14 protein-coding genes and 1 pseudogene are annotated in these 19,284 nt (G+C 64.8%); 12 read left to right on the plus strand and 3 right to left on the minus strand.

Annotated elements, in window-relative coordinates:
- The first annotated feature begins 165 nt into the window (after positions 1-165).
- Entirely contained in the window at positions 166-561 is a 396-nt protein-coding gene (locus U5760_RS23940; RefSeq protein ID WP_322014775.1) for a BON domain-containing protein, read from the plus strand.
- Between the two features lie 115 nt (positions 562-676).
- Here U5760_RS23940 and U5760_RS23945 read toward each other — a convergent pair whose 3' ends face one another.
- Positions 677-1,630, minus strand: a complete 954-nt coding sequence (locus U5760_RS23945; RefSeq protein ID WP_322014776.1) for a LysR family transcriptional regulator — start codon at positions 1,628-1,630, stop codon at positions 677-679.
- Between the two features lie 127 nt (positions 1,631-1,757).
- Here U5760_RS23945 and U5760_RS23950 point away from each other — a divergent pair, with 127 nt between their 5' ends.
- The 3 genes from U5760_RS23950 (at position 1,758) to mmsB (ending at position 5,613) form a co-directional block, all read left to right on the plus strand.
- On the plus strand, positions 1,758-3,071 hold the full coding sequence (locus tag U5760_RS23950) for an MFS transporter (RefSeq protein ID WP_322014777.1): 1,314 nt from the start codon (positions 1,758-1,760) through the stop codon (positions 3,069-3,071).
- A 106-nt stretch (positions 3,072-3,177) separates the two neighbouring features.
- The gene (locus U5760_RS23955) at positions 3,178-4,704 is read left to right on the plus strand and encodes a CoA-acylating methylmalonate-semialdehyde dehydrogenase (protein ID WP_322014778.1); all 1,527 of its coding nucleotides are present in this window, start codon (positions 3,178-3,180) and stop codon (positions 4,702-4,704) included.
- An 18-nt stretch (positions 4,705-4,722) separates the two neighbouring features.
- Positions 4,723-5,613 carry a 3-hydroxyisobutyrate dehydrogenase gene (mmsB, locus tag U5760_RS23960; protein WP_322014779.1) on the plus strand — a complete coding sequence of 297 codons (891 nt, stop codon included), beginning with the start codon at positions 4,723-4,725 and terminating at the stop codon, positions 5,611-5,613.
- 77 nt (positions 5,614-5,690) lie between these two features.
- Here mmsB and U5760_RS23965 read toward each other — a convergent pair whose 3' ends face one another.
- A complete protein-coding gene (locus tag U5760_RS23965; protein WP_322014780.1) occupies positions 5,691-6,746 on the minus strand; it encodes a phytoene/squalene synthase family protein in 1,056 nt (351 codons plus the stop codon).
- 73 nt (positions 6,747-6,819) lie between these two features.
- Here U5760_RS23965 and U5760_RS23970 point away from each other — a divergent pair, with 73 nt between their 5' ends.
- The 8 genes and pseudogenes from U5760_RS23970 (at position 6,820) to U5760_RS24005 (ending at position 18,511) form a co-directional block, all read left to right on the plus strand.
- Positions 6,820-7,536 (plus strand): hypothetical protein, encoded by a 717-nt coding sequence (locus U5760_RS23970; protein ID WP_322014781.1) that lies wholly within the window; start codon positions 6,820-6,822, stop codon positions 7,534-7,536.
- Positions 7,537-7,885: 349 nt separating this feature from the next.
- On the plus strand, positions 7,886-8,284 hold the full coding sequence (locus U5760_RS23975) for a hypothetical protein (RefSeq protein WP_322014782.1): 399 nt from the start codon (positions 7,886-7,888) through the stop codon (positions 8,282-8,284).
- Between the two features lie 87 nt (positions 8,285-8,371).
- Complete coding sequence (gene bamA, locus U5760_RS23980; RefSeq protein ID WP_322014783.1) at positions 8,372-10,687, plus strand: outer membrane protein assembly factor BamA; 2,316 nt, start codon at positions 8,372-8,374, stop codon at positions 10,685-10,687.
- Positions 10,688-11,127: 440 nt separating this feature from the next.
- Positions 11,128-11,349 (plus strand): annotated as a pseudogene (locus U5760_RS23985) (MFS transporter); the annotation flags it as partial.
- 81 nt (positions 11,350-11,430) lie between these two features.
- Positions 11,431-11,868 carry a hypothetical protein gene (locus U5760_RS23990; RefSeq protein ID WP_322014784.1) on the plus strand — a complete coding sequence of 146 codons (438 nt, stop codon included), beginning with the start codon at positions 11,431-11,433 and terminating at the stop codon, positions 11,866-11,868.
- Between the two features lie 304 nt (positions 11,869-12,172).
- The gene (locus tag U5760_RS23995) at positions 12,173-13,849 is read left to right on the plus strand and encodes an efflux RND transporter periplasmic adaptor subunit (protein WP_322014785.1); all 1,677 of its coding nucleotides are present in this window, start codon (positions 12,173-12,175) and stop codon (positions 13,847-13,849) included.
- Positions 13,850-13,852: 3 nt separating this feature from the next.
- The gene (locus U5760_RS24000) at positions 13,853-17,038 is read left to right on the plus strand and encodes a multidrug efflux RND transporter permease subunit (protein WP_322014786.1); all 3,186 of its coding nucleotides are present in this window, start codon (positions 13,853-13,855) and stop codon (positions 17,036-17,038) included.
- A 3-nt stretch (positions 17,039-17,041) separates the two neighbouring features.
- Positions 17,042-18,511: an efflux transporter outer membrane subunit gene (locus U5760_RS24005; RefSeq protein ID WP_322014787.1), complete on the plus strand. Its 1,470-nt coding sequence runs from the start codon at positions 17,042-17,044 to the stop codon at positions 18,509-18,511.
- Between the two features lie 129 nt (positions 18,512-18,640).
- Here U5760_RS24005 and U5760_RS24010 read toward each other — a convergent pair whose 3' ends face one another.
- Positions 18,641-19,006 (minus strand): hypothetical protein, encoded by a 366-nt coding sequence (locus U5760_RS24010; protein WP_322014788.1) that lies wholly within the window; start codon positions 19,004-19,006, stop codon positions 18,641-18,643.
- Positions 19,007-19,284 lie beyond the last annotated feature (278 nt).

The raw sequence follows: 19,284 nt of genomic DNA on the forward strand, positions 1-19,284 counted from the left end.
CGGCTCCACAGATGGCGTTGAAGCCGTACCAGCCCGGAAAGGTACGTACCGGGTCCATACCGGCTTTGATGCAGGTTTTTTTTGGCAGTGGTGGGTAGTTCACGGGTCCATTTCGTATTTCGTGGACCGTCAATTCAAGAAAACTGTGACAACAGGAGAAACTGCATGAAGGCAATTCAGGCATTCAAACTGGCTGCCGGCGCGATGCTGGTCGCCGCTTCGCTCCAGGCCTATGCTCAGGACGCATCGGCACCCGCCGCTGCTACCGCAGCGAGCGGTCCGACGACTGCCGCCAAGCAGCAATACAACGAGTCGAAGGCGCAATACAAGTCGGCGAAGGCCGCCAATCGTGCGCTTGGCCGCAAGGTGCGCGCCGCGCTCGCGAAGGACAAGGACATCAGCGTGGCCAACATCACCGTGCGTGCGAAGGACGGCGCCGTGATCCTGCAAGGCACCGTGCCGGAGCAAACGCAGATCGATCGCGCCACGGAAGTCGCCAAGGGCGTTGCCGGCGTGACCTCCGTGAAGAACGCGCTGACGATCCGCCCGGTCGGGACCTGATCGCCCGCTCGCAAGGTAGATACCCTGCGGGGTATCTTCAGGCCGCACAGGCAGTCCGTTTTCGGGCTACCTGTGCGGCCTTTTCGCATGTTTCCTTTCGTCAAATTTTTCTACTTCAAGGCTCGATGTAGTGCATCTGCGACGATTCGCCGAGCAATAGCGGCTGGTTCGCATCGGCGGCGGCGCGCAGATAATCCCATAGCGACGTGATGCGCCGCAGCTTGCGCAGGTCTTCGCGGCTGCAAAGCCAGAAGCGTCGCGTCACCACGATCTCGTCGGGCAGGACCGTGACGAGGCGCGGGTCCGGCTCGGCCATGAAGCAGGGCAGAATGGCGAGCGCGCTGCCTTGCAGCGCAGCATGGTACTGCGCGATGACGCTCGTGCTGCACAGGCTCGCCATCACATTTGGCGCCGTGCGCTCCAGATAGAGCAGTTCGTGGCTGAACGCGAGATCGGCGACATAGCTGATGAATGCGTGGTGCCGCAGATCGGCCGCCGTGCGGATGCGCGGATGCTGCGCCAGATAGTCGGGTGTCCCATACAGTTTGAGCCGGTAGTCGGTGAGTTTCGTATAGACGTACTGGCCGCGCTCGGGCCGCTCCAGCATGATCGCGAGATCGGCTTCGCGCTTCGAGAGACTCACGAAATGCGGCACCGGCAGCAGATCGATCGACATGTCCGGGTGCTTGCCCGAGAAGCGCGCCAGTTGCGGCGCGAGAAAGAAGCACCCGAAGCCCTCCGTCGACCCCACCCGCACATGCCCCGATAACGACTGCGCTCCCAGCGCGAACTGCTCGCTCGCCGATTGAACCGTCGTTTCGATCGTGTCCGCATAGGCCAGCAGCTTTTGTCCTTCCGCGGTCAGCACGAAGCCGCCCGAGCGCGACTTGTCGAACAGCACCGTGCCAAGCGCTGTTTCCAGTTCGCGCACGCGGCGCGCGACCGTGGTGTGGTCCACCCCCAGCCGCTTCGCCGCCGCGCTCGCGCGCTGCGTGCGGGCTACCTCCAGGAAGTAGCGCAGGTCGTCCCAGTTGAGTGTCTCCAGCCTGCTCGTTGTGTTTTTTTGCATATCGGATGGGCTTTTTCGTCTCTATACCGTGGATATTCGAATAAATATACTCGTTCGCAGACGTCGGGACAGCCCCAGGACAGCCCTCCTGGCAGGCGCCCGGCTACAACAAGGACGGAGACAGACGATGCACATGCAGTCCACCCCCCAGAGGGCGGCAGTGGCCGCTCCCGTTGCCCGGCGCGCGCGCGACTATCTGCTGGCAGGCTGGGCCAGCATGGCCGGCACGACGATCGAGTGGTACGACTTTTTCCTCTACGGCACCGCCGCCGCACTCGTTTTCAACAAGATCTTCTTTCCCACGCTCGACCCCATCCTCGGCACGCTCGCGGCGTTCGCCACCTATGGCGTGGGTTTCATCGGCCGGCCGATGGGCGGCATCGTGTTCGGCCACTTCGGCGACCGTATCGGGCGCAAGTCCATGCTGCTCGCCACGCTCCTGTTGATGGGCATTCCCAGCATGGCGATCGGGCTGATTCCTTCGTACCAGAGCATCGGCTACTGGGCCGCTGCGCTGCTCGTCGCGATGCGCTTCCTGCAGGGCATGGCCGTGGGCGGCGAGTGGGGCGGCGCGGTACTGATGGCCGTCGAGCATGCGCCGCGCGGCCGCAAGGGTTTTTTCGGCAGCCTGCCGCAAACGGGGGTGGGCTTCGGCCTGATTCTTTCCTCGCTCGCGATGGCGGCCGTCACGGCGCTGCCCGAAGCCGATCTGCTGGCCTGGGGCTGGCGTGTGCCGTTTCTCGCCAGCATCCTGCTCGTGCTGATCGGCTGGGTGATCCGCGTGCGCGTGCCCGAGTCGCCCGATTTCGAACGCATGAAGCAAAGCGGCCGCCCTGTGAACGCGCCGGTGCTCGAAGTGCTGCGCCGCCAGCCGCGCGAGCTGCTCATCATCATCGGCGCGCGCACCGCGGAGAACACCTGGTTTTATCTGGTGGTGGCGTTCGCGCTCGCCTATGCTGCTAATCAGCTGAAGATCCCGAAAGCCGAGATTCTGCACGCCATCACCGCCGGCGCCGTGCTCTCGCTCGCGACAATGCCGTTCTGCGGCTGGCTGAGCGACCGTATCGGCCAGAAGCGTCTCTTTATTGCCGGTCTCGTGATCATGGGGCTGTTCGTGGCGCCGTTTTTCTCGATGCTCGAAACGCTGCATCCCGCGACGGTGTGGTGGGCGATGGTGCTGGGCGTGGGCGTGGTGTTTCCGATTCTCTACGCGCCCGAATCGCAGCTTTTCGCCGCGCAGTTTCCCGCGCAGATCCGCTATAGCGGGATCTCGCTGTCCGTGCAGGTGGCGGGCGTGCTGGGAGGCGGCGTTGCGCCGATGATCGCGACCGCGCTGCTCGCATCCGGCGGCGGCAAGCCTCACTACGTGGTCGCCTACATGGTGGCGCTGGCAGTCGTCGCGCTCGTCTGCACGCTGCTCATGCGCTCGCATCACGACTGAAGATCGAATCGCATTCCTGATTATCGGGCGCGGCCCGCGCAGTTGTCCGCAGTTGTCCATAGTTGCCGTGCCCCGGACCCTTCCAACCCCTGCAAGAGAGCTCAAGATGAACGCAGTCACCCAGGCATCGAATGCCCATGTCCCCACCGTCAAGCTGCTGATCGACGGCGAGTTCGTCGAGTCGAAGACGACCGAATGGCGCGACATCGTCAATCCGGCCACTCAGGAGGTGCTGGCGCGCGTGCCCTTCGCCACCGTCGCCGAAGTCGACGCGGCCGTGCAGAGCGCACAGGCCGCCTTCGCGACCTGGAAGAACACGTCGATCGGCACGCGCCTGCGCATCATGCTGAAATTCCAGGCGCTGATTCGCGAGAACATGGGGCGCATTGCGAAGACGCTCACGGCCGAGCAGGGCAAAACGCTGCCTGACGCCGAAGGCGATATCTTCCGCGGCCTCGAAGTGGTCGAGCATGCCTGCTCGATCGGCACGCTGCAGCAGGGCGGTTTTGCCGAGAACGTGGCGGGCGGCGTGGACACCTATACGCTGCAGCAACCGCTGGGCGTTTGCGCCGGCATCACGCCGTTCAACTTCCCCGCCATGATCCCGCTCTGGATGTTCCCCATGGCGATCGTGTGCGGCAATACGTTCGTGCTCAAGCCTTCGGAGCAGGATCCGCTCTCGACGATGGAACTCGTCGAACTCGCGCTCGAGGCCGGCGTTCCGAAGGGCGTGCTCAACGTCGTGCACGGCGGCAAGGACGTGGTCGATGCGATCTGCTCGCACCCGCTCGTCAAGGCCATCTCGTTCGTCGGCTCGACCGCGGTGGGCACGCACGTTTATCGTCTCGGCAGCGAGCACGGCAAGCGCGTGCAGTCGATGATGGGCGCGAAGAACCACGCCGTGGTCCTGCCCGACGCGAACCGTGAGCAAGCCATCAACGCGCTCGTCGGTGCGGCGTTCGGTGCTGCGGGCCAGCGCTGCATGGCGACGTCGGTGGTCGTTCTCGTGGGCGCGGCGCAACAGTGGCTGCCCGATCTCGTCGACAAGGCGAAGACGCTGAAGGTCAACGCCGGGCACGAGGCGGGCACCGACGTGGGCCCGGTGGTCTCGCGCACGGCGAAGGCGCGCATACTCGGCCTGATCGAAGCGGGCGTGAAGCAGGGCGCCACGCTCGCGCTCGATGGGCGCGACGTGAAGGTGAAGGGCTACGAGGACGGCAACTTCGTCGGGCCGACGGTGTTCACGAACGTGAAGACCGATATGGACATCTACACGCAGGAGATCTTCGGGCCGGTGCTCGTGGTGCTCACCGCGGCGACGCTCGACGAGGCCATCGCGCTCGTCAACGCCAATCCGTTCGGCAACGGCGTGGGCCTCTTCACGCAGAGCGGCGCGGCGGCGCGTAAATTCCAGAGCGAGATCGATATCGGCCAGGTGGGTATCAACATTCCGATTCCGGTGCCGGTGCCGTATTTCAGCTTCACGGGCTCGCGCGGCTCGAAGCTCGGCGACCTTGGCCCGTACGGCAAGCAGGTCGTGCAGTTCTACACGCAGACGAAGACCGTCACGGCGCGCTGGTTCGACGACGCCACGGTGAGCGATGGCGTGAACACCACCATCAGCCTGCGCTGAACGAGAGGAGACACGCTTATGAAGATCGGTTTCATCGGGCTGGGTCATATGGGCGCGCCCATGGCGCTCAATCTGCTCAAGGCGGGGCATACGCTCGCCGTGTTCGATCTGAGCGAGACGGCCATGAAGACGCTCGCCGAAGCGGGCGCCACGTGCGCCGCTTCGCCGCAGGCGGCGGCTGCCGGTGCCGAATGGGTGGTGACGATGCTGCCCGCGGCGGCCCATGTGCGCCGCGTGCTGACGGCCGACGACGGTGTGCTCGCGGGTGTCGGACAGGGCGTGACCATCATCGACTCCAGCACAATCGATCCCGCGAGCGCCCGCGAATTCGCAGCGCTCGCGGCGGCGCACGGCAACACGTTCGTCGACGCGCCGGTGTCCGGCGGCACGGGCGGTGCGGTGGCGGGCACGCTCACCTTCATGGTGGGCGGCAGTGCCGCCGCCTACGAGAGCGTGAAGCCCGTGCTTTCGGGCATGGGCAAGAACATCGTCCACTGCGGCGACACGGGCACGGGGCAGGTGGCGAAGATCTGCAACAACCTCGTGCTCGGCGTCACGATGGCGGGCGTGGCGGAGGCGATGGCGCTCGGCGAGGCGCTCGGCATCGACCCCAAGGTGCTGGGCGGCATCATGAACACCTCGACCGGCCGCTGCTGGAGTTCGGACACCTACAATCCGTATCCGGGCGTGATCGAGACGGCTCCTTCGACGCGCGGCTATACGGGCGGTTTCGGCACCGATCTCATGCTCAAGGACCTGGGCCTCGCCACCGACGCCGCGAAGGGCGTGCATCAGCCGGCATTCATGGGCGCGATCGCACAGCAGCTGTATCAGGCGATGAGCAGCCGCGGCGACGGCAAGCTCGACTTTTCGGCCGTGATCAAGTTGTATCGCGGCGAGAAGGGCTAAGAAGACGCGGGCGGTCTGCAACGCAGGTTGCAGACCGCCCGTGAATTTGGAATGGCCACAAAAAATATTAAGCGATCCTAAACCTTGAGGCGCGCTTCGACGCGCGCGATGAGCCGCCGGAACCACCGCTCGAGCAGCGCGTTGGACGGGGCGAGCAGCGTGGAGCCGGCAAGGATGCGATAGACATCGTTGCGCGTCACCTTGGAGGTCTTCGCGGGATCGAGCCATGCCTCGTTCGCCACGAGCTTTTCGAGCGTTTCGAGTCCGATCAGGATGGGCCACAGGCAGGCGAGCCGCAGTCGCATCGAAAGGCGCGGCAGCGCGAACGTATAGTCGATCGCGGCGCGGAAGTGGTCGAGCGCAATGCGCACGAGCTCGAACAGAATGCCGCGCGAGCGTGCGGACGCGCCGGGTTCCAGTAGATCCCGGGCGGTGAGGCCAGCCTGCGCGAGCATCGATGCGGGCAGATAGCAGCGGCCGATGCGCAGGTCCTTGCCGCAGTCGCGCAGCACGTTCACCATCTGCAGGGCCTTGCCGAAGCGCACGCCGCGCCGGGACATCGTTTCCTGCAAGGCCGGATCGAGCGTGCCGGGCAGGTGCATGTAGGTCATCTTCGTCCAGAATTCGCCCACGCAGCCCGCAACCAGGTACGTATAGCGGTCGAGGTCGTCCCAGCGGGCGAGCGCCCGGATCTCGCCCGAACGTTCGTCGGGAAAGGTGCGCAGGTCGAATTCCATGCCTTCCGTGAGCGTGGTCACGATCTCGCGCACGGCGGCGCGGTCAGCGTCGTCGAGCTGCGCGAGCACCTCCAGTGCGCCGCCCAGCGACTCCAGCAGCAGCTTTTCGTCCGATTGGGTCTGCTGGCCCGCCACTTCGGCGGCGAGGCGCGCGAGCCCGGCGTCGTCGTCCGTGATGCCGTTCACGCGCTCGCGCAGCGTGAGCAGTTGCGCGAGGCGCTGGCTCGGCGGAATCAGCGCGGTGTCGGCGATCGTGTCCGCGGCACGGGCGAGCAGATACGCCTCGCCCACCGGATCGCGCATGCCCGCCGGCAGCACGCGCAGCGTCAGGTAGAACGAACGGGAAACGCCTTTGAGCAACGGGCCCAGCAGGAAGGCCCGGTTAGAATTCTGCATGTTGGAGACGCGGCGGCAAGGGACGGATCGAACGAGAGCCGCATTGTATCGTGGACCCAGGAGGCCAGCTCCCGTGCGCTTCGAGAAGGCGTTTTTCGATCTGCAGGTCCGTTTCGCCGAGGCTGCGGCGCGTCTCGCCGGTGTGCCGCTCGAACGCGCGCTTCTGGACTGGACCAATCTCTATGTGCGCTTTGGCGCCGGCCGCGAATTCGACCCGGCGCATCCGCTCTGGGCCGCCTATGCGCAGGGCGTGGGCGCGGCGCACGATGTTGCCGCCTGGACCTGGCAATATCTCCAGCATTGCCCCGTGCAACGGGGGGCGCCGCGCGTGGTCGCGTCGCGCGGCTGCTTTTCGTACGAGCCGGCGGGCGAGGGCGCGGTTCGCCTGCATTTCAATGGAGGGATTCCAGGCGATGTGTCGCCGCTGGCGGTCGCCCAGGCATCCGGGCGGCGCGGCGAACTGCGTGCGCTGTTCGCACATCTGCGCGAGCATGCGGGCGGCAGCGACCCGCTCGTGTACGGGACGTCGTGGCTTTACAACATCGAGGCTTACCGGCGCCTCTTTCCTTCGGCCTATCTTTCCACCGCCCGGCCCGTTGCGCGATTACGCGCGCTTTCGCTGTGGGGACAGTGCGTCGACCGGCACGGGCGGCTGCGCGCGGAGGTCGCCGGCGAGATCGTGCAGCGCGTCGCCCGGCTGGGCGAGGGCGACGGTCTGGAAGCCTGCTTTCCGTTACAGGCGCTGGCGGTCATGGCGCCGGCTTCGGTTTTTTATGAAGACCTGGTGTGATCGGGTGTGCAGCCAACCTTTCAATTCCGTTATTCACCAAGAGGCAGTTTGCTCGATGCGATAGAAAGCTATTTGTAATTATCTGTGCCCTCTATATTACAGAGTGTTTCTGGGCATCTGCGCAGCAGCAGGGGCTCCGGGCTGCGTTTCAAAAAAGAAATGCAAATGAATTAAAAGTGAAAGGTTGAATGATCAGACTACGGAGTTTAAGCACTGGACAATGCCGCCAAATCCCCCCTATACTGCCTCGCTAAATATTTGTGCAAGTCATTGTTGTGGCAGTGTCGTAACGGTATGCGCGGCGGCGCAGACTAGACTCCGCCGATGGTTTTGTCCCGGAGCGCCTTTCATGTCTTCGTCCACGGCTCTCGCCATCGATTCGCTGAGCGGCTTCGAGCTGACTGCGGACGGCCAGTACCTGATGTTGAACAGCAACCAGCCCGAGCCTGTCGCGCTGCATTGCTCGGTCATGCATGAGTTGCTAGCCGCGTTGTCGAATGCGATTGGTCGGTCCGAGCGCATTCGCCAGAAGACGGCGGGCGTGAAGTTCGCCATGCCTTGCGAGGCGTGGGAGATCGGCCGCGAATCGGGCACCGTGCAGCATCTGGTGATGAGCTTTCGCCTGCCGGGCGGTGCGGAACTGTCGTTCCGCCTGCATCCGTCACAGGCCGCGCACATGACCGAAGTGCTCTCGCTTGCAACGGGGCTCGCGACGATCGATCGTCCGGGCGGCGTGAGCATGCAGTAAAAACGCAGTGAACGCGCGACGCGCCGCGTCGTTCCGGCCGCGAACGGGTTCGCGGCTTTCTTGTTGGCCTTAAATACAAACTCCTGCATGACGGCTTCAACTACCACGGCGCGCTACACTCGCGCGCTGACTTTCGCCGGTCTCGGCCTCGTAGCAACCGCCGCGAACGCCACCGAGCCTTTCGTGGTCAAGGACATCCGCATCGACGGGCTCTCGCGCATCGAGCCCGGCACGGTGTTCGCCTATCTGCCCATCAAGCAGGGCGATACGTTCACCGACGACAAGGCCTCCGACGCCATCCGCGCGCTCTACGCGACCGGCTTCTTCAGCGACGTGAAGATCTCGGCCGAAAGCGGCGTGGTGATCGTGCAGGTGCAGGAGCGTCCGGCCATCGGCACGATCGACTTCGCCGGCCTTCACGAGTTCGACAAGGACAACCTCAACAAGGCGCTCAAGTCGGTGGGGCTCTCGCCGGGCCGCAGCTACGACAAGTCGCTCGTGGACCGCGCCGAGCAGGAACTCAAGCGCCAGTACCTCACGCGCGGCTACTACGCCGCCGAGGTCACGACCACCGTCACGCCGATCGACCGCAACCGCGTGGGTCTGCTGTTCTCGGTCGTGGAAGGTCCGAGCGCGAAGATCCGCCAGGTCAACTTCATCGGCAATCACGCGTTCAGCGAAGGCACGCTGCGCGACGAAATGCAGCTGTCCACGCCGAACTGGTTCTCGTGGTACACGAAGAACGACCTGTACGCGAAGGACAAGCTCACGGGCGACCTCGAGAACATCCGCACGTACTATCTCGACCGCGGCTACCTCGAGTTCAACATCGACTCGACCCAGGTTTCGCTTTCGCCCGACAAGAAGGACATGTACCTGACGATCATGGTGCATGAAGGCGAGCCCTACACGATTTCGGGCATCTCGCTCGCGGGCAATCTGCTCGATCGCGAGGCGGAGCTCAGGAAGCTCATCACGATCAAGCCCGGCCAGCGTTTTTCGGCGGCCAAGCTCAAGGACACGACCAAGGCGCTCGTGGACAAGCTCGGCGAGTACGGCTACGCCTTCGCGACCGTCAACGCCGAACCGCAGATCGACCAGCAGCACCACACCGTCAATCTCACGCTGCAGGTCGATCCGGGCCGCCGCGTGTATGTGCGGCGCGTGAACATCACCGGCAACACGCGCACGCGCGACGAAGTGATTCGCCGCGAAATGCGCCAGATGGAAAGCTCGTGGTTCGATTCGAACCGTCTCGCGCTTTCGAAGGACCGTGTCAACCGTCTGGGCTACTTCACCGACGTGGACGTGACCACGGTGCCGGTGGAGGGCACGCCCGACCAGGTCGACGTGGACGTGAAGGTGACCGAGAAGCCGACCGGTACGCTCTCGCTCGGCGTTGGCTACGGCTCCGGCGAAGGCCCGATCATTTCGGCGGGCGTTTCGCAGGACAACGTGTTCGGCTCGGGCAACAGCCTTTCGCTGAACGTGAACACGGCAACCACGTTCCGTACGCTGTCGGTCTCCGAAGTCGATCCGTACTTCACGGTGGACGGCATCAAGCGCATTACCGACGTCTACTACCGCACCACGGAACCGCTCTATTACTCGAGCACGACCGACACGAGCTTCCGCATCATCTCGTACGGCGCGGATACGAAGTTCGGCATCCCGTTCTCCGAGACCGACATGGTGTACTTCGGCCTCGGCATCGAACAGGATCGTCTCGACGTGGACTCCACCACGCCGCAGTCGTACCAGGACTACGTCAATGACTTCGGCCGCGTGTCGAACATCGTGCCGTTGACGGTGGGCTGGTCGCGCGACAATCGTGACAGCGCGCTGGTGCCGAGCAGGGGCTACTTCATGCAGGCCAACGCCGAATACGGCACGCCGATCACGGGCGTCTCGTACTACAAGGCCGACCTGCAGTCGCAGTACTACTACTCGTTCGCACGCGGCTTCGTGCTGGGCCTGAACTTCCAGGGCGGCTACGGCAACGGCCTCGAAGGCAAGCCGTTCCCGATCTTCAAGAACTACTACGCGGGCGGTATCGGTTCGGTGCGTGGCTACGAGCCGGGTTCGCTCGGTCCGCGCGACGCGAGCACGAACGACCCGATCGGCGGTTCGAAGATGATCGTCGGCAACATCGAACTGACCTTCCCGCTGCCGGGCACGGGCTACGATCGCACGCTGCGCGTCTTCACGTTCGTGGACGGCGGTAACGTCTGGGGTACGGAAGGCAACAGTATCGGCGCGAACGGCCTGCGTTACAGCTACGGTGCGGGTCTCGAGTGGATTTCGCCGATCGGCCCGCTCAAGCTCGACGTCGGTTTCCCGATCGTCAAGCACACGGGCGACCAGTACCAGAAGTTCCAGTTCCAGATCGGTACGTCGTTCTAAACGTCCAACCCGGACTGTCCCTCATCCGAACCAGGAAGTCGATCGTCGAGGCGAGCTCGGGCGTGCGCCCGAGCCCCACGGCGATCTGGTTCGATCCGGCCGCGCTCCAGCAGCGCCTGGTCCCGGCATTTTCCAGATTCGCCTGAAACGAAACGCGCTTGTCGTGTTCACGAACCCGCAATCGCCGCGGTCGTCGGCGATCGGCGTTTCCGATGCGAAACATTCCGCTAGATCAGCAGTTCGAGCGAGTGATAAAGCCGGCGCCGCTCGGGATCGCGTGAAGCCTCGCCGGCCCGGATTGCCACCTTGAGGCAGTCGAGAAAGCAATCGGCGGCACACCTCTGCGGGCGACTACGCTCACCACGGTACGGTCCACTTCCTCGCGCAGCGCGAGCGCGCGCAGGTTTTCGCGTGCGAATCATGCTGATTCACGCATCACACCCACCGTGCCTACCGTGCTGGCGGTAGTGGCCGTGCTCGGCGCGGTGGAGGCGTTCACGGCGGTGCCCAATATCGTGATGCTGCCGGAGCTCTTTCCGCAGACGATACGCGTAACCGGCATGTCGATCGTCTATTGTTGCGTCGGCGTGTCGATCTTCGTCGGCGTGTCGCTGCTCGCGCTGCCGCTGATCCGCGAGCCGGCGGGGCGTCCGCTCGACTGAAAAACGGGCGCTATACGCTTTTAGCGCGCGCGTGGCGAGTCTTTACGGGTTCTTTGCACGCGGCTTCGTAGAATGGGCTTCATGTTCAACAGCCCGCGCACCACCCGGTATGGCAGTGCGCGCACCCAGCAGATGCAAACGCTCCAGACGCATCGGGCCGCCAGGGCCCTTTCGAAGCTCATCTCGAACACCCATTCGAAGGCCGGTCCCCGGCCCGTTTCGGCGCAGCGTGCACAGCCCGCATTTCGGGCGAGTCGCCAGGCTGCGCCTTGCTTGTCCACCACGGTGCAGATGGTCGTGCGCGTGGCGACGCGCGATGCCGAGCTGGCGCGCCGCGCCCTGCATCGCATGCTGGGGAGCGCCCTCGGCGTTCATACCATCGACATCGATCGCCGCCGCGATCTGGCTTGCCTGCACGTCGAACTCGACCGCACGCGCGTTGGCGAAGCGATGTCGGTTCTGATCCGCACGGTCGAAAGCGCCGAATTCGGCACGATCCGGCAGCTCGAAAGGGCTTAGCCGTCCACGCGGCGACTCGCGCCGCTTCCCGTTGTACGACTCCGTATCCGAATGCCACGCCGCGCCTCGATCGATTGATCCGCGCGGCGTTTTTGTTTCGAATGCCGAAACGAATGGCGCGATTGTTTCTGCATCGGGCGGCCTCGCGTCGCCTGGTGTAAACAGCGTGAGCAACCCCGTTCTGCACGCCTGAGAAAACCAGTAGTATCTGAGCGAGCGCCAAGGCAGCATTTCGCTTCCGGGTTGCATCGAAGCGTGCCTCGGTTCGTCGGTCCAGCGTAGATCGTCGACTACGGAGAACAGCATGACATGCGGAATCCGGCTTGCCCGTTTGTGCCTGTCGTTGGGGTTGCTCGTTGCAGTCGCTGCTTGCCATGACAGTAAACCGGCCGTGTCGGCGCCGCCGGCCGCCAATGTGGACGCCATCGACGTCGCCCTGCGCGACGTGCCGGTGGTGTTCGATTACGTCGGACAGACCGAGAGTTCGCAGCAGGTCGAAATTCGCGCGCGTGTGAATGGCTTTCTCGAACGGCGCGTGTACACCGAAGGGTCGCTGGTCCACGAAGGCGACGTCATGTTCGTCATGGACCGCAAGCCGTTCCTGGCCCAGCTCGACGCCGCCCAGGCCGAATATGCGCAGCAGAAGGCGCGACTCGATACGGCGCAGGCCAATCTGAACCGCGTGCGCCCGCTGGCCGCGAAGAATGCGCTGAGCCAGAAAGATCTCGACGATTCGCTCGGCCAGGCGCAGGCCGCCGCCGCCGCGCTCGATCAGGCGCGCGCGAACGTCACGAGCGCGAGCCTGAATCTCGGCTATACCACGATCACCGCGCCCGTCACGGGTCTGTCCAGCTTCGCGAAGAAGCAGGACGGCTCGTATATCGATGCTTCCAACAGCCTGCTCACTTACGTCGCGAAGCTTGATCCCATGTGGATCAACTTCTCGCTCTCCGAAAACGAATTGCTCGATCTGCGCACGCAGACGAAAAACGGCACGCTCAAACTGCCCGGGGTCGGCAAGCTCGAAGCCGTCATCGTGCTGGCCGACGGCAGCATCTATCCGCAACGCGGGCGCATTGCGTTCACCGACGCCTCGCTGAGCTCGGAGACGGGCACCTACCTGATCCGCGCGGCCGTATCCAATCCGGACGGCGCACTGCGCCCCGGTCAGTTCGTGCGGATCAAGCTCGTGGGCGCCGAGCGTCCGAATGCGATTGCCGTGCCGCAGGATGCGGTGATCCAGGGGCCGCGCGGCGAATTCGTCTGGACAGTCGATGCCGACGGCAAGGCGCAGCAACGTGCAGTCGAGACCGGCGAGTGGAACGGCAACGACTGGGTGATTCGTTCAGGACTCCATCCCGGCGACAAGGTCATCATCGACAATACGCTGCGCCTGATGCCGGGCGCGCCCGTCAAGGTGAACGTGGTGCCGGCGCCCGCGCCCGAAGTCAACGTGGCAGCGCAGGGCACGGTGCCGGATGCGGCGGCTGGGGGGAATGCTGCGCCGCCCACGGCCGCCGCCAGCGGGGCGGGCGCGGCCGGGGCCTCCGGCGGGCAGGGTGCGGTCAGCCCGAATGCCGGTGCAGCCGGCGCCAGCGCCGATAACGGCACCAACGCTTCGAGCACCACGACAGTCGCCAGCGCGTCCCCCACCGGCGAGCGCACGTCGCTCTACTTCCCGCTCGGCAGCGCTAGCCTCGACGCCGAATCAGCCGGCGCGCTTGCCGCCGTAGCGAAGACCCTTGCCGGCTCGCCCGATACGCGCGTGGTGATCTCCGGCTACACCGATTCGAGCGGTTCGCTCGCGGAAAACGAGCGCCTCGCCAAGGCCCGCGCGGCGACCGTGCGGGCCGCGCTGATCGTGGCAGGGGTGGAGAACGCCCGCATCGAGATGCGCAAACCCGCGCAGATCGTGGCTAACGATGCGCCCGATAAATCCCGCCGCGTCGACGTGACGCTCACTCGTGCGGCGGGAGGCTGATCGATGAAGTTCTCCCACTTCTTTATCGACCGGCCGATTTTCGCGTCGGTGGTGTCGATCGTGCTGGTCGTCGCCGGTCTCGTGGCGATGGTCAACCTGCCGGTCGCGCAGTTTCCGGATATCGCGCCGCCGCAGATCACCGTGAGCGCGACCTACCCGGGCGCAAGCGCCGACGTCGTCGCGCAGAACGTGGCCGCACCGATCGAGCAGCAGGTCAACGGCGCCGACAACATGATGTACATGAGTTCGTCGAGTTCCTCGACGGGCAACATGACGCTCACGGTGTACTTCAACATCGGCACCGATCCGTCGCTTGCCCAGGTGGACGTGCAGAACCGCGTGAATCTCGCGGCGCCCACGCTGCCCGACGCCGTGACGGCGCAAGGCGTTTCGGTGCAGAAACGTTCGTCGGCGTTCATGATGGTGATCGCCATCTATTCGCCCGATAACGCCTACGACCAGGCCTATGTGGCGAACTACGCGAACGTCTATGTGCTCGATGCGCTCAAGCGCATTCCGGGCGCGAACCAGGCGTCGATATTTGGTTCTGCAGACTATGCGATGCGTATCTGGCTCAAGCCCGATCGCATGGCCAAGCTCGGCATCACCGTCTCCGACGTGCAGAATGCGATCAAGGCGCAGAACCAGCAGTTCTCGGCAGGGCGCCTCGGCCAGTCGCCGACCAACGGCCCGGTCCAGCAGACTTTCCCGGTGGCGACGAAGGGACGCCTCACCGAGCCCGTGGACTTCGACAACATCATCCTGCGCGCGAGCTCCGGCGACGCCGCCATCGTGCGCATCAAGGACATCGGCCACGCCGAACTCGGTGCGAAGGACTACTCGCTGCGCGGCCGCTACAACGGCAAGACGGCCACGCTGATCGCGGTCTATCAGCAGCCGGGCGCCAATGCGCTGCAGGTGGCAAAGCAGGTGCGCCAGACGCTCGAACAGCTGCACAAGAGCTTCCCGCCGGGCCTCAAGTACGAAGTGGCGCTCGACACCACCGAGTTCGTGCAGGAGTCCATCGTCGAGGTCCTGCATACGCTGCGCGACGCCGTGATCCTCGTGATCGTCGTGGTGTTCGTCTTCCTGCAGAGCTTTCGCGCCACGCTTGTGCCGATACTCGCCGTGCCCGTGTCGATCATCGGCGCATTCATCGGCATGACGGCATTCGGCTTCTCGATCAACATGCTCACGCTGTTCGGCATGGTGCTCGCGATCGGCATCGTGGTGGACGACGCGATCGTGGTGATCGAGAACGTCGAGCGCAACATGAGCGAGTTCAAGCTGCCGCCGAAGGAGGCGGCCAAGCGCGCGATGGACGAAGTGAGCGGGCCGGTGGTCGCCATCGTGCTCGTGCTGCTGGCGGTGTTCATTCCGGTGGCGTTTCTTTCCGGCATCACGGGGCAGCTCTACAAGCAGTTCGCGGTGACGCTCGCGGTTTCGGTGGTGTTGTCGGGCGTCGTCGCGCTCACGCTTTCGCCTGCGCTCGCGGCCATTCTGCTCAAACCGGGCGAGCACAAGAAGAACCGTTTCTTCAGATGGTTCAACGAAAAATTCGACTCGCTGACCGAGTGCTACGGCCGGTGGGTGCAGACGGCCATCCGGCGCGTCGTGCTCTCCATCGGGCTGATCGTCGTGATGATGCTGGCGACCGGCGGCCTCTTCAAGACGATTCCCTCGTCGTTCGTGCCGGTCGAAGACCAGGGTTATCTGCTGGGCGCGGTCGTGCTGCCCGATGCGGCGAGTCTCGACCGCACGGGCGAGCTCTCGAAGAAGGCGGAGGACTGGTTCGCGAAGCAGCCGGCCGTGAGATCGGTGGCCGCGCCGATCGGCTACAGCTTGATCGATTCGCAGTACAAGTCGAATGCGGGCACGCTCTTCATCACGCTCAAGGGCTTTGGCGATCGCGGCGAAAACGGCACGGCGCAGGATCTGATCCGCGACGCGAGCAAGGCGTTCGCCGGCTTCAAGGACGGCGTGGTCGTGCCGCTCAATCCGCCGTCCATCCCGGGTCTCGGCACGACGGGCGGCTTCGAGTTCTGGCTGCAAAGCACGGGCGATGGCTCGTACCAGCAGCTCGAAGAGAAAGTGCGCCAGATGGTTGCGAAGGCGCGCCAGAATCCAGCGCTGCGCAGCGTGAATTCCACCATCAATACGCGCTCGCGCCAGTTGCTCGTGGAAGTGGACCGCGAGCGCGCTGAAACGCTGGGCGTGCCGGTGCAGGACGTGTATTCGGCGTTGCAGACGATGTTCGGTTCGTCGTACGTGAGCCAGTTCCCGAAGGGTAGCCGTCTCTTCCAGGTGATCGTGCAGGCCGAGCCGCAATACCGCACGCAGCCCGACGACATCCAGCAGCTTTATGTGCGCAACGTCTCCGGCCAGATGGTGCCGATCAAGGCCGTCACGACGTTCCGCTTCGTGCCGGGCGCCGATATCGTGACCCGCTTCAACAATTTCCCCGCCGCGAAAATCACGGGCGATGCCGCGCCGGGCCACAGCTCGGGTGAGGCGATCGCGGCCATGGAGGAAATCGCGCGCGAGACATTGGGCGACGGCTACAGCTACGAGTGGAGCGGTCAGGCCTACGAAGAAAAGAAGGCGGGATCGACGGCGGCCATGGTGTTCGCTTTCGCACTCCTGATGGTGTTCCTCATACTCGCGGCGCAGTACGAGAAATGGTCTCTGCCGATCGGCGTGCTGCTTGCGGTGCCGTTCGCGATTTTCGGAGCGCTGGTGGGCATCTTTCTGCGCGGCATGGAAGACGACGTGTACTTCCAGATTGGCCTGACCGTGCTGATCGCGCTGGCGGCGAAAAACGCCATCCTGATCTTCGAGTTCGCCGTGGAAATGCGCGAGAAGGAAAACATGACGCCTTACGATGCGGCGCTCGCGGCTGCGAAGCTGCGCCTGCGACCGATCGTCATGACCTCGCTCGCGTTCATCCTGGGCTGCGTGCCGCTCGCCATTGCGAGCGGGGCGTCGGCGGCGAGCCGCCGCTCGCTCGGCACGGGGGTGATCTTCGGCATGCTCGGCGCCACGCTGATTGCGCTTTTCTTCATCCCCATGTTCTTCTGGGGACTGGAGACGCTGTCGTCGCGCAAGAAGGCCAAGGCTGCGCCCGACGCGCCGCCGCCCGCGCTGCCGCCCGCGCTGCCGCCCGCCGCGCCGCCTTCGCAGGAGGGCTGAGCCATGAAGCCCGTATGGAATCGCGCAAGGAATCCGCTGGTGGCGTTCGCCGGCGCGGCGTGCCTCGCGGCCTGCGCCGTGGGGCCCGATTATCACCGGCCGGCCGTCGATACGCCTTCCACGTTTCGCTTCGCCGCGCCCAACGCCGAAGTGGTCGACAGCTCGCTCGACTGGTGGACCCAGTTCAACGATCCGGTATTGAATGACCTCATTGCGAAGGCGCTTGCGCAGAACAAGGACCTTGGCATCGCGGCGGCACGCGTCGAAGAGTTTTACGGGCGTTATGTGGTCACGCGCGCGGGGCTCTTCCCGCAGATCGGCGCGAACTTTGGCGGCTCGCGTAATCGCGGCGTGCCCGCGCCGGGTTATCCGCCGGCGGTCGGCAACCAGGTGCAGCTCGAAGGCACGGTGTCATGGGAGCTCGATCTGTTCGGCCGCCTGCGCCGCCTGACCGAAGCCGCGCGCGCCGATTACCTCGGCACCCAGGCCGCGCAACAGGCCACACGCATCGCGCTGATCGCGAGCGTCGCCACGGCCTATCTGCAACTGCGCGACTACGACAACCAGCTGAATATCGCGCAGGAAACGCTCGAGAGCCGCCAGAGCGCGCTCGATCTCTTTCAGGAGCGCTTCGGCGGCGGTGTGGTGTCGATGCTCCAGTTGAGCCAGGCGCGTTCGGAGTACGAATCGGCGCTGGCGTCGGTCGCTTCGATCCAGCAACAGGTCGCGCAGCAGGAGGCCGCTATTTCACTGCTGCTCGGCCAGAATCCGGGGCCGATTCCGCGCGGCAAGTCGATCACCGAACTCACGGCGCCGGCTATTCCCGCGGGGCTGCCTTCCTCGCTGATCGAGCGGCGGCCCGATATCCTGCAGGCGGAGCAGGCACTCGTTTCGGCGAATGCCTCGATCGGCGCAGCGCGGGCGCAGTATTTCCCGCAAATCTCGCTCACGGGGCTTTTCGGCGCGGCGAGCACGGCGCTCTCCGGGCTGTGGACGGGGCCGGCGCGCGTATGGTCGTTCGCGGGCTCGGTTACGCAGCCGATCTTCGAGGGCGGGGCGATTGCGGGCTCGGTGCATCAGGCCGAAGCGGTGCGGCAGGAAGCGCTGCTCAGCTACGAACAGACCATCCAGCAGGCCTTCGCCGATGTGGAGAATGCGCTGGTAGGGATTCAGCGCACGCGCGACCAGTTGAGCGCGACGTCGCGCCAGGTGGAGGCGCTTGCGCAGTACACGTCGCTCGCGCGCGATCTGTTCGAAGGCGGCTTCACGAGCTATCTGGAAGTGCTGGACGCGGAGCGCAATCTCTTCTCGGCACAGCTCCAGCAGTCGGCGTTGCAGGATCAGGAACTGGCGCAGATCGTGGGGCTGTACAAGGCTCTGGGCTACGGCTGGACACCGCCCGCCGACGCGAAGGCGAACGCGGGACAACCCGTACCGGCCGCGCCCGCTGCCGCGAGCGCGGCGCAGTCGTAGCAAAGCACCGTGCCGCGCAGGCTTTATGTTCTGAATTATGTTCTGAAGAAAGGGATTCCGTCTCCGTCGCGCGAAGGAGACGCAGCTCTTTCTCGGCACCGGCGGTGCCGTTGCGAATGCCGGGACCGCTCAGTCCGCCGCGCGCCGGTCGGCTAGCGCGAGTTCGCAGTCCTTGAGCACCTGCAGCACGAGCTTGGCCTGGTAATTGAGGTCGTCGGTGTCGAGGATTTCCTCGACGGCGTCGCGCGCCCAGGCGGCATCGACGAACCAGGCATGCTGCTGTGCGATGTTCTGCGCGAGCGCGGTGAGCTTCGCGACCGCAAGCCAGTCGGCCTCGCGCCCGTGACGGTCGAGCCACTTGTGGGCCGCCTGGACGTGAAAGGCCGCATTGGGCCAGGCTTCGTTGAGGTAGTAGGCTCCCAGGCTCCCGCACGTGAGCCAGCAGAGCAATTCCACGCGGTCGCGCGGACTTAGGTGGTGGCGTACATCACTCATGGCAACGCTCGCTAAAGTAACAGCGTTCGATGGACGGGCACGCTCAGGTGTTCGACTCCGACGTTAAAACGATACCACGCCGCGCGCAAACGCGCCGCACCTCGAATGGCACGAAAAACGCGGGTCGCAGGTGTAGCGTCGCCTGGCTTGCGCTCGCGCGCCAGTCAGGACTGACACCAGGAGTGGTGGCCCCAATGGCGGTGCAGCACGAGGCATACCGCGGCGCCATGCGGGGCGGATTGCCAGGGATGCCGAATGAATGGATGTGGCTGGCAGCA

Source organism: Paraburkholderia sp. J12 (genome assembly GCF_905220215.1).
Classification (GTDB): Bacteria; Pseudomonadota; Gammaproteobacteria; order Burkholderiales; family Burkholderiaceae; genus Paraburkholderia.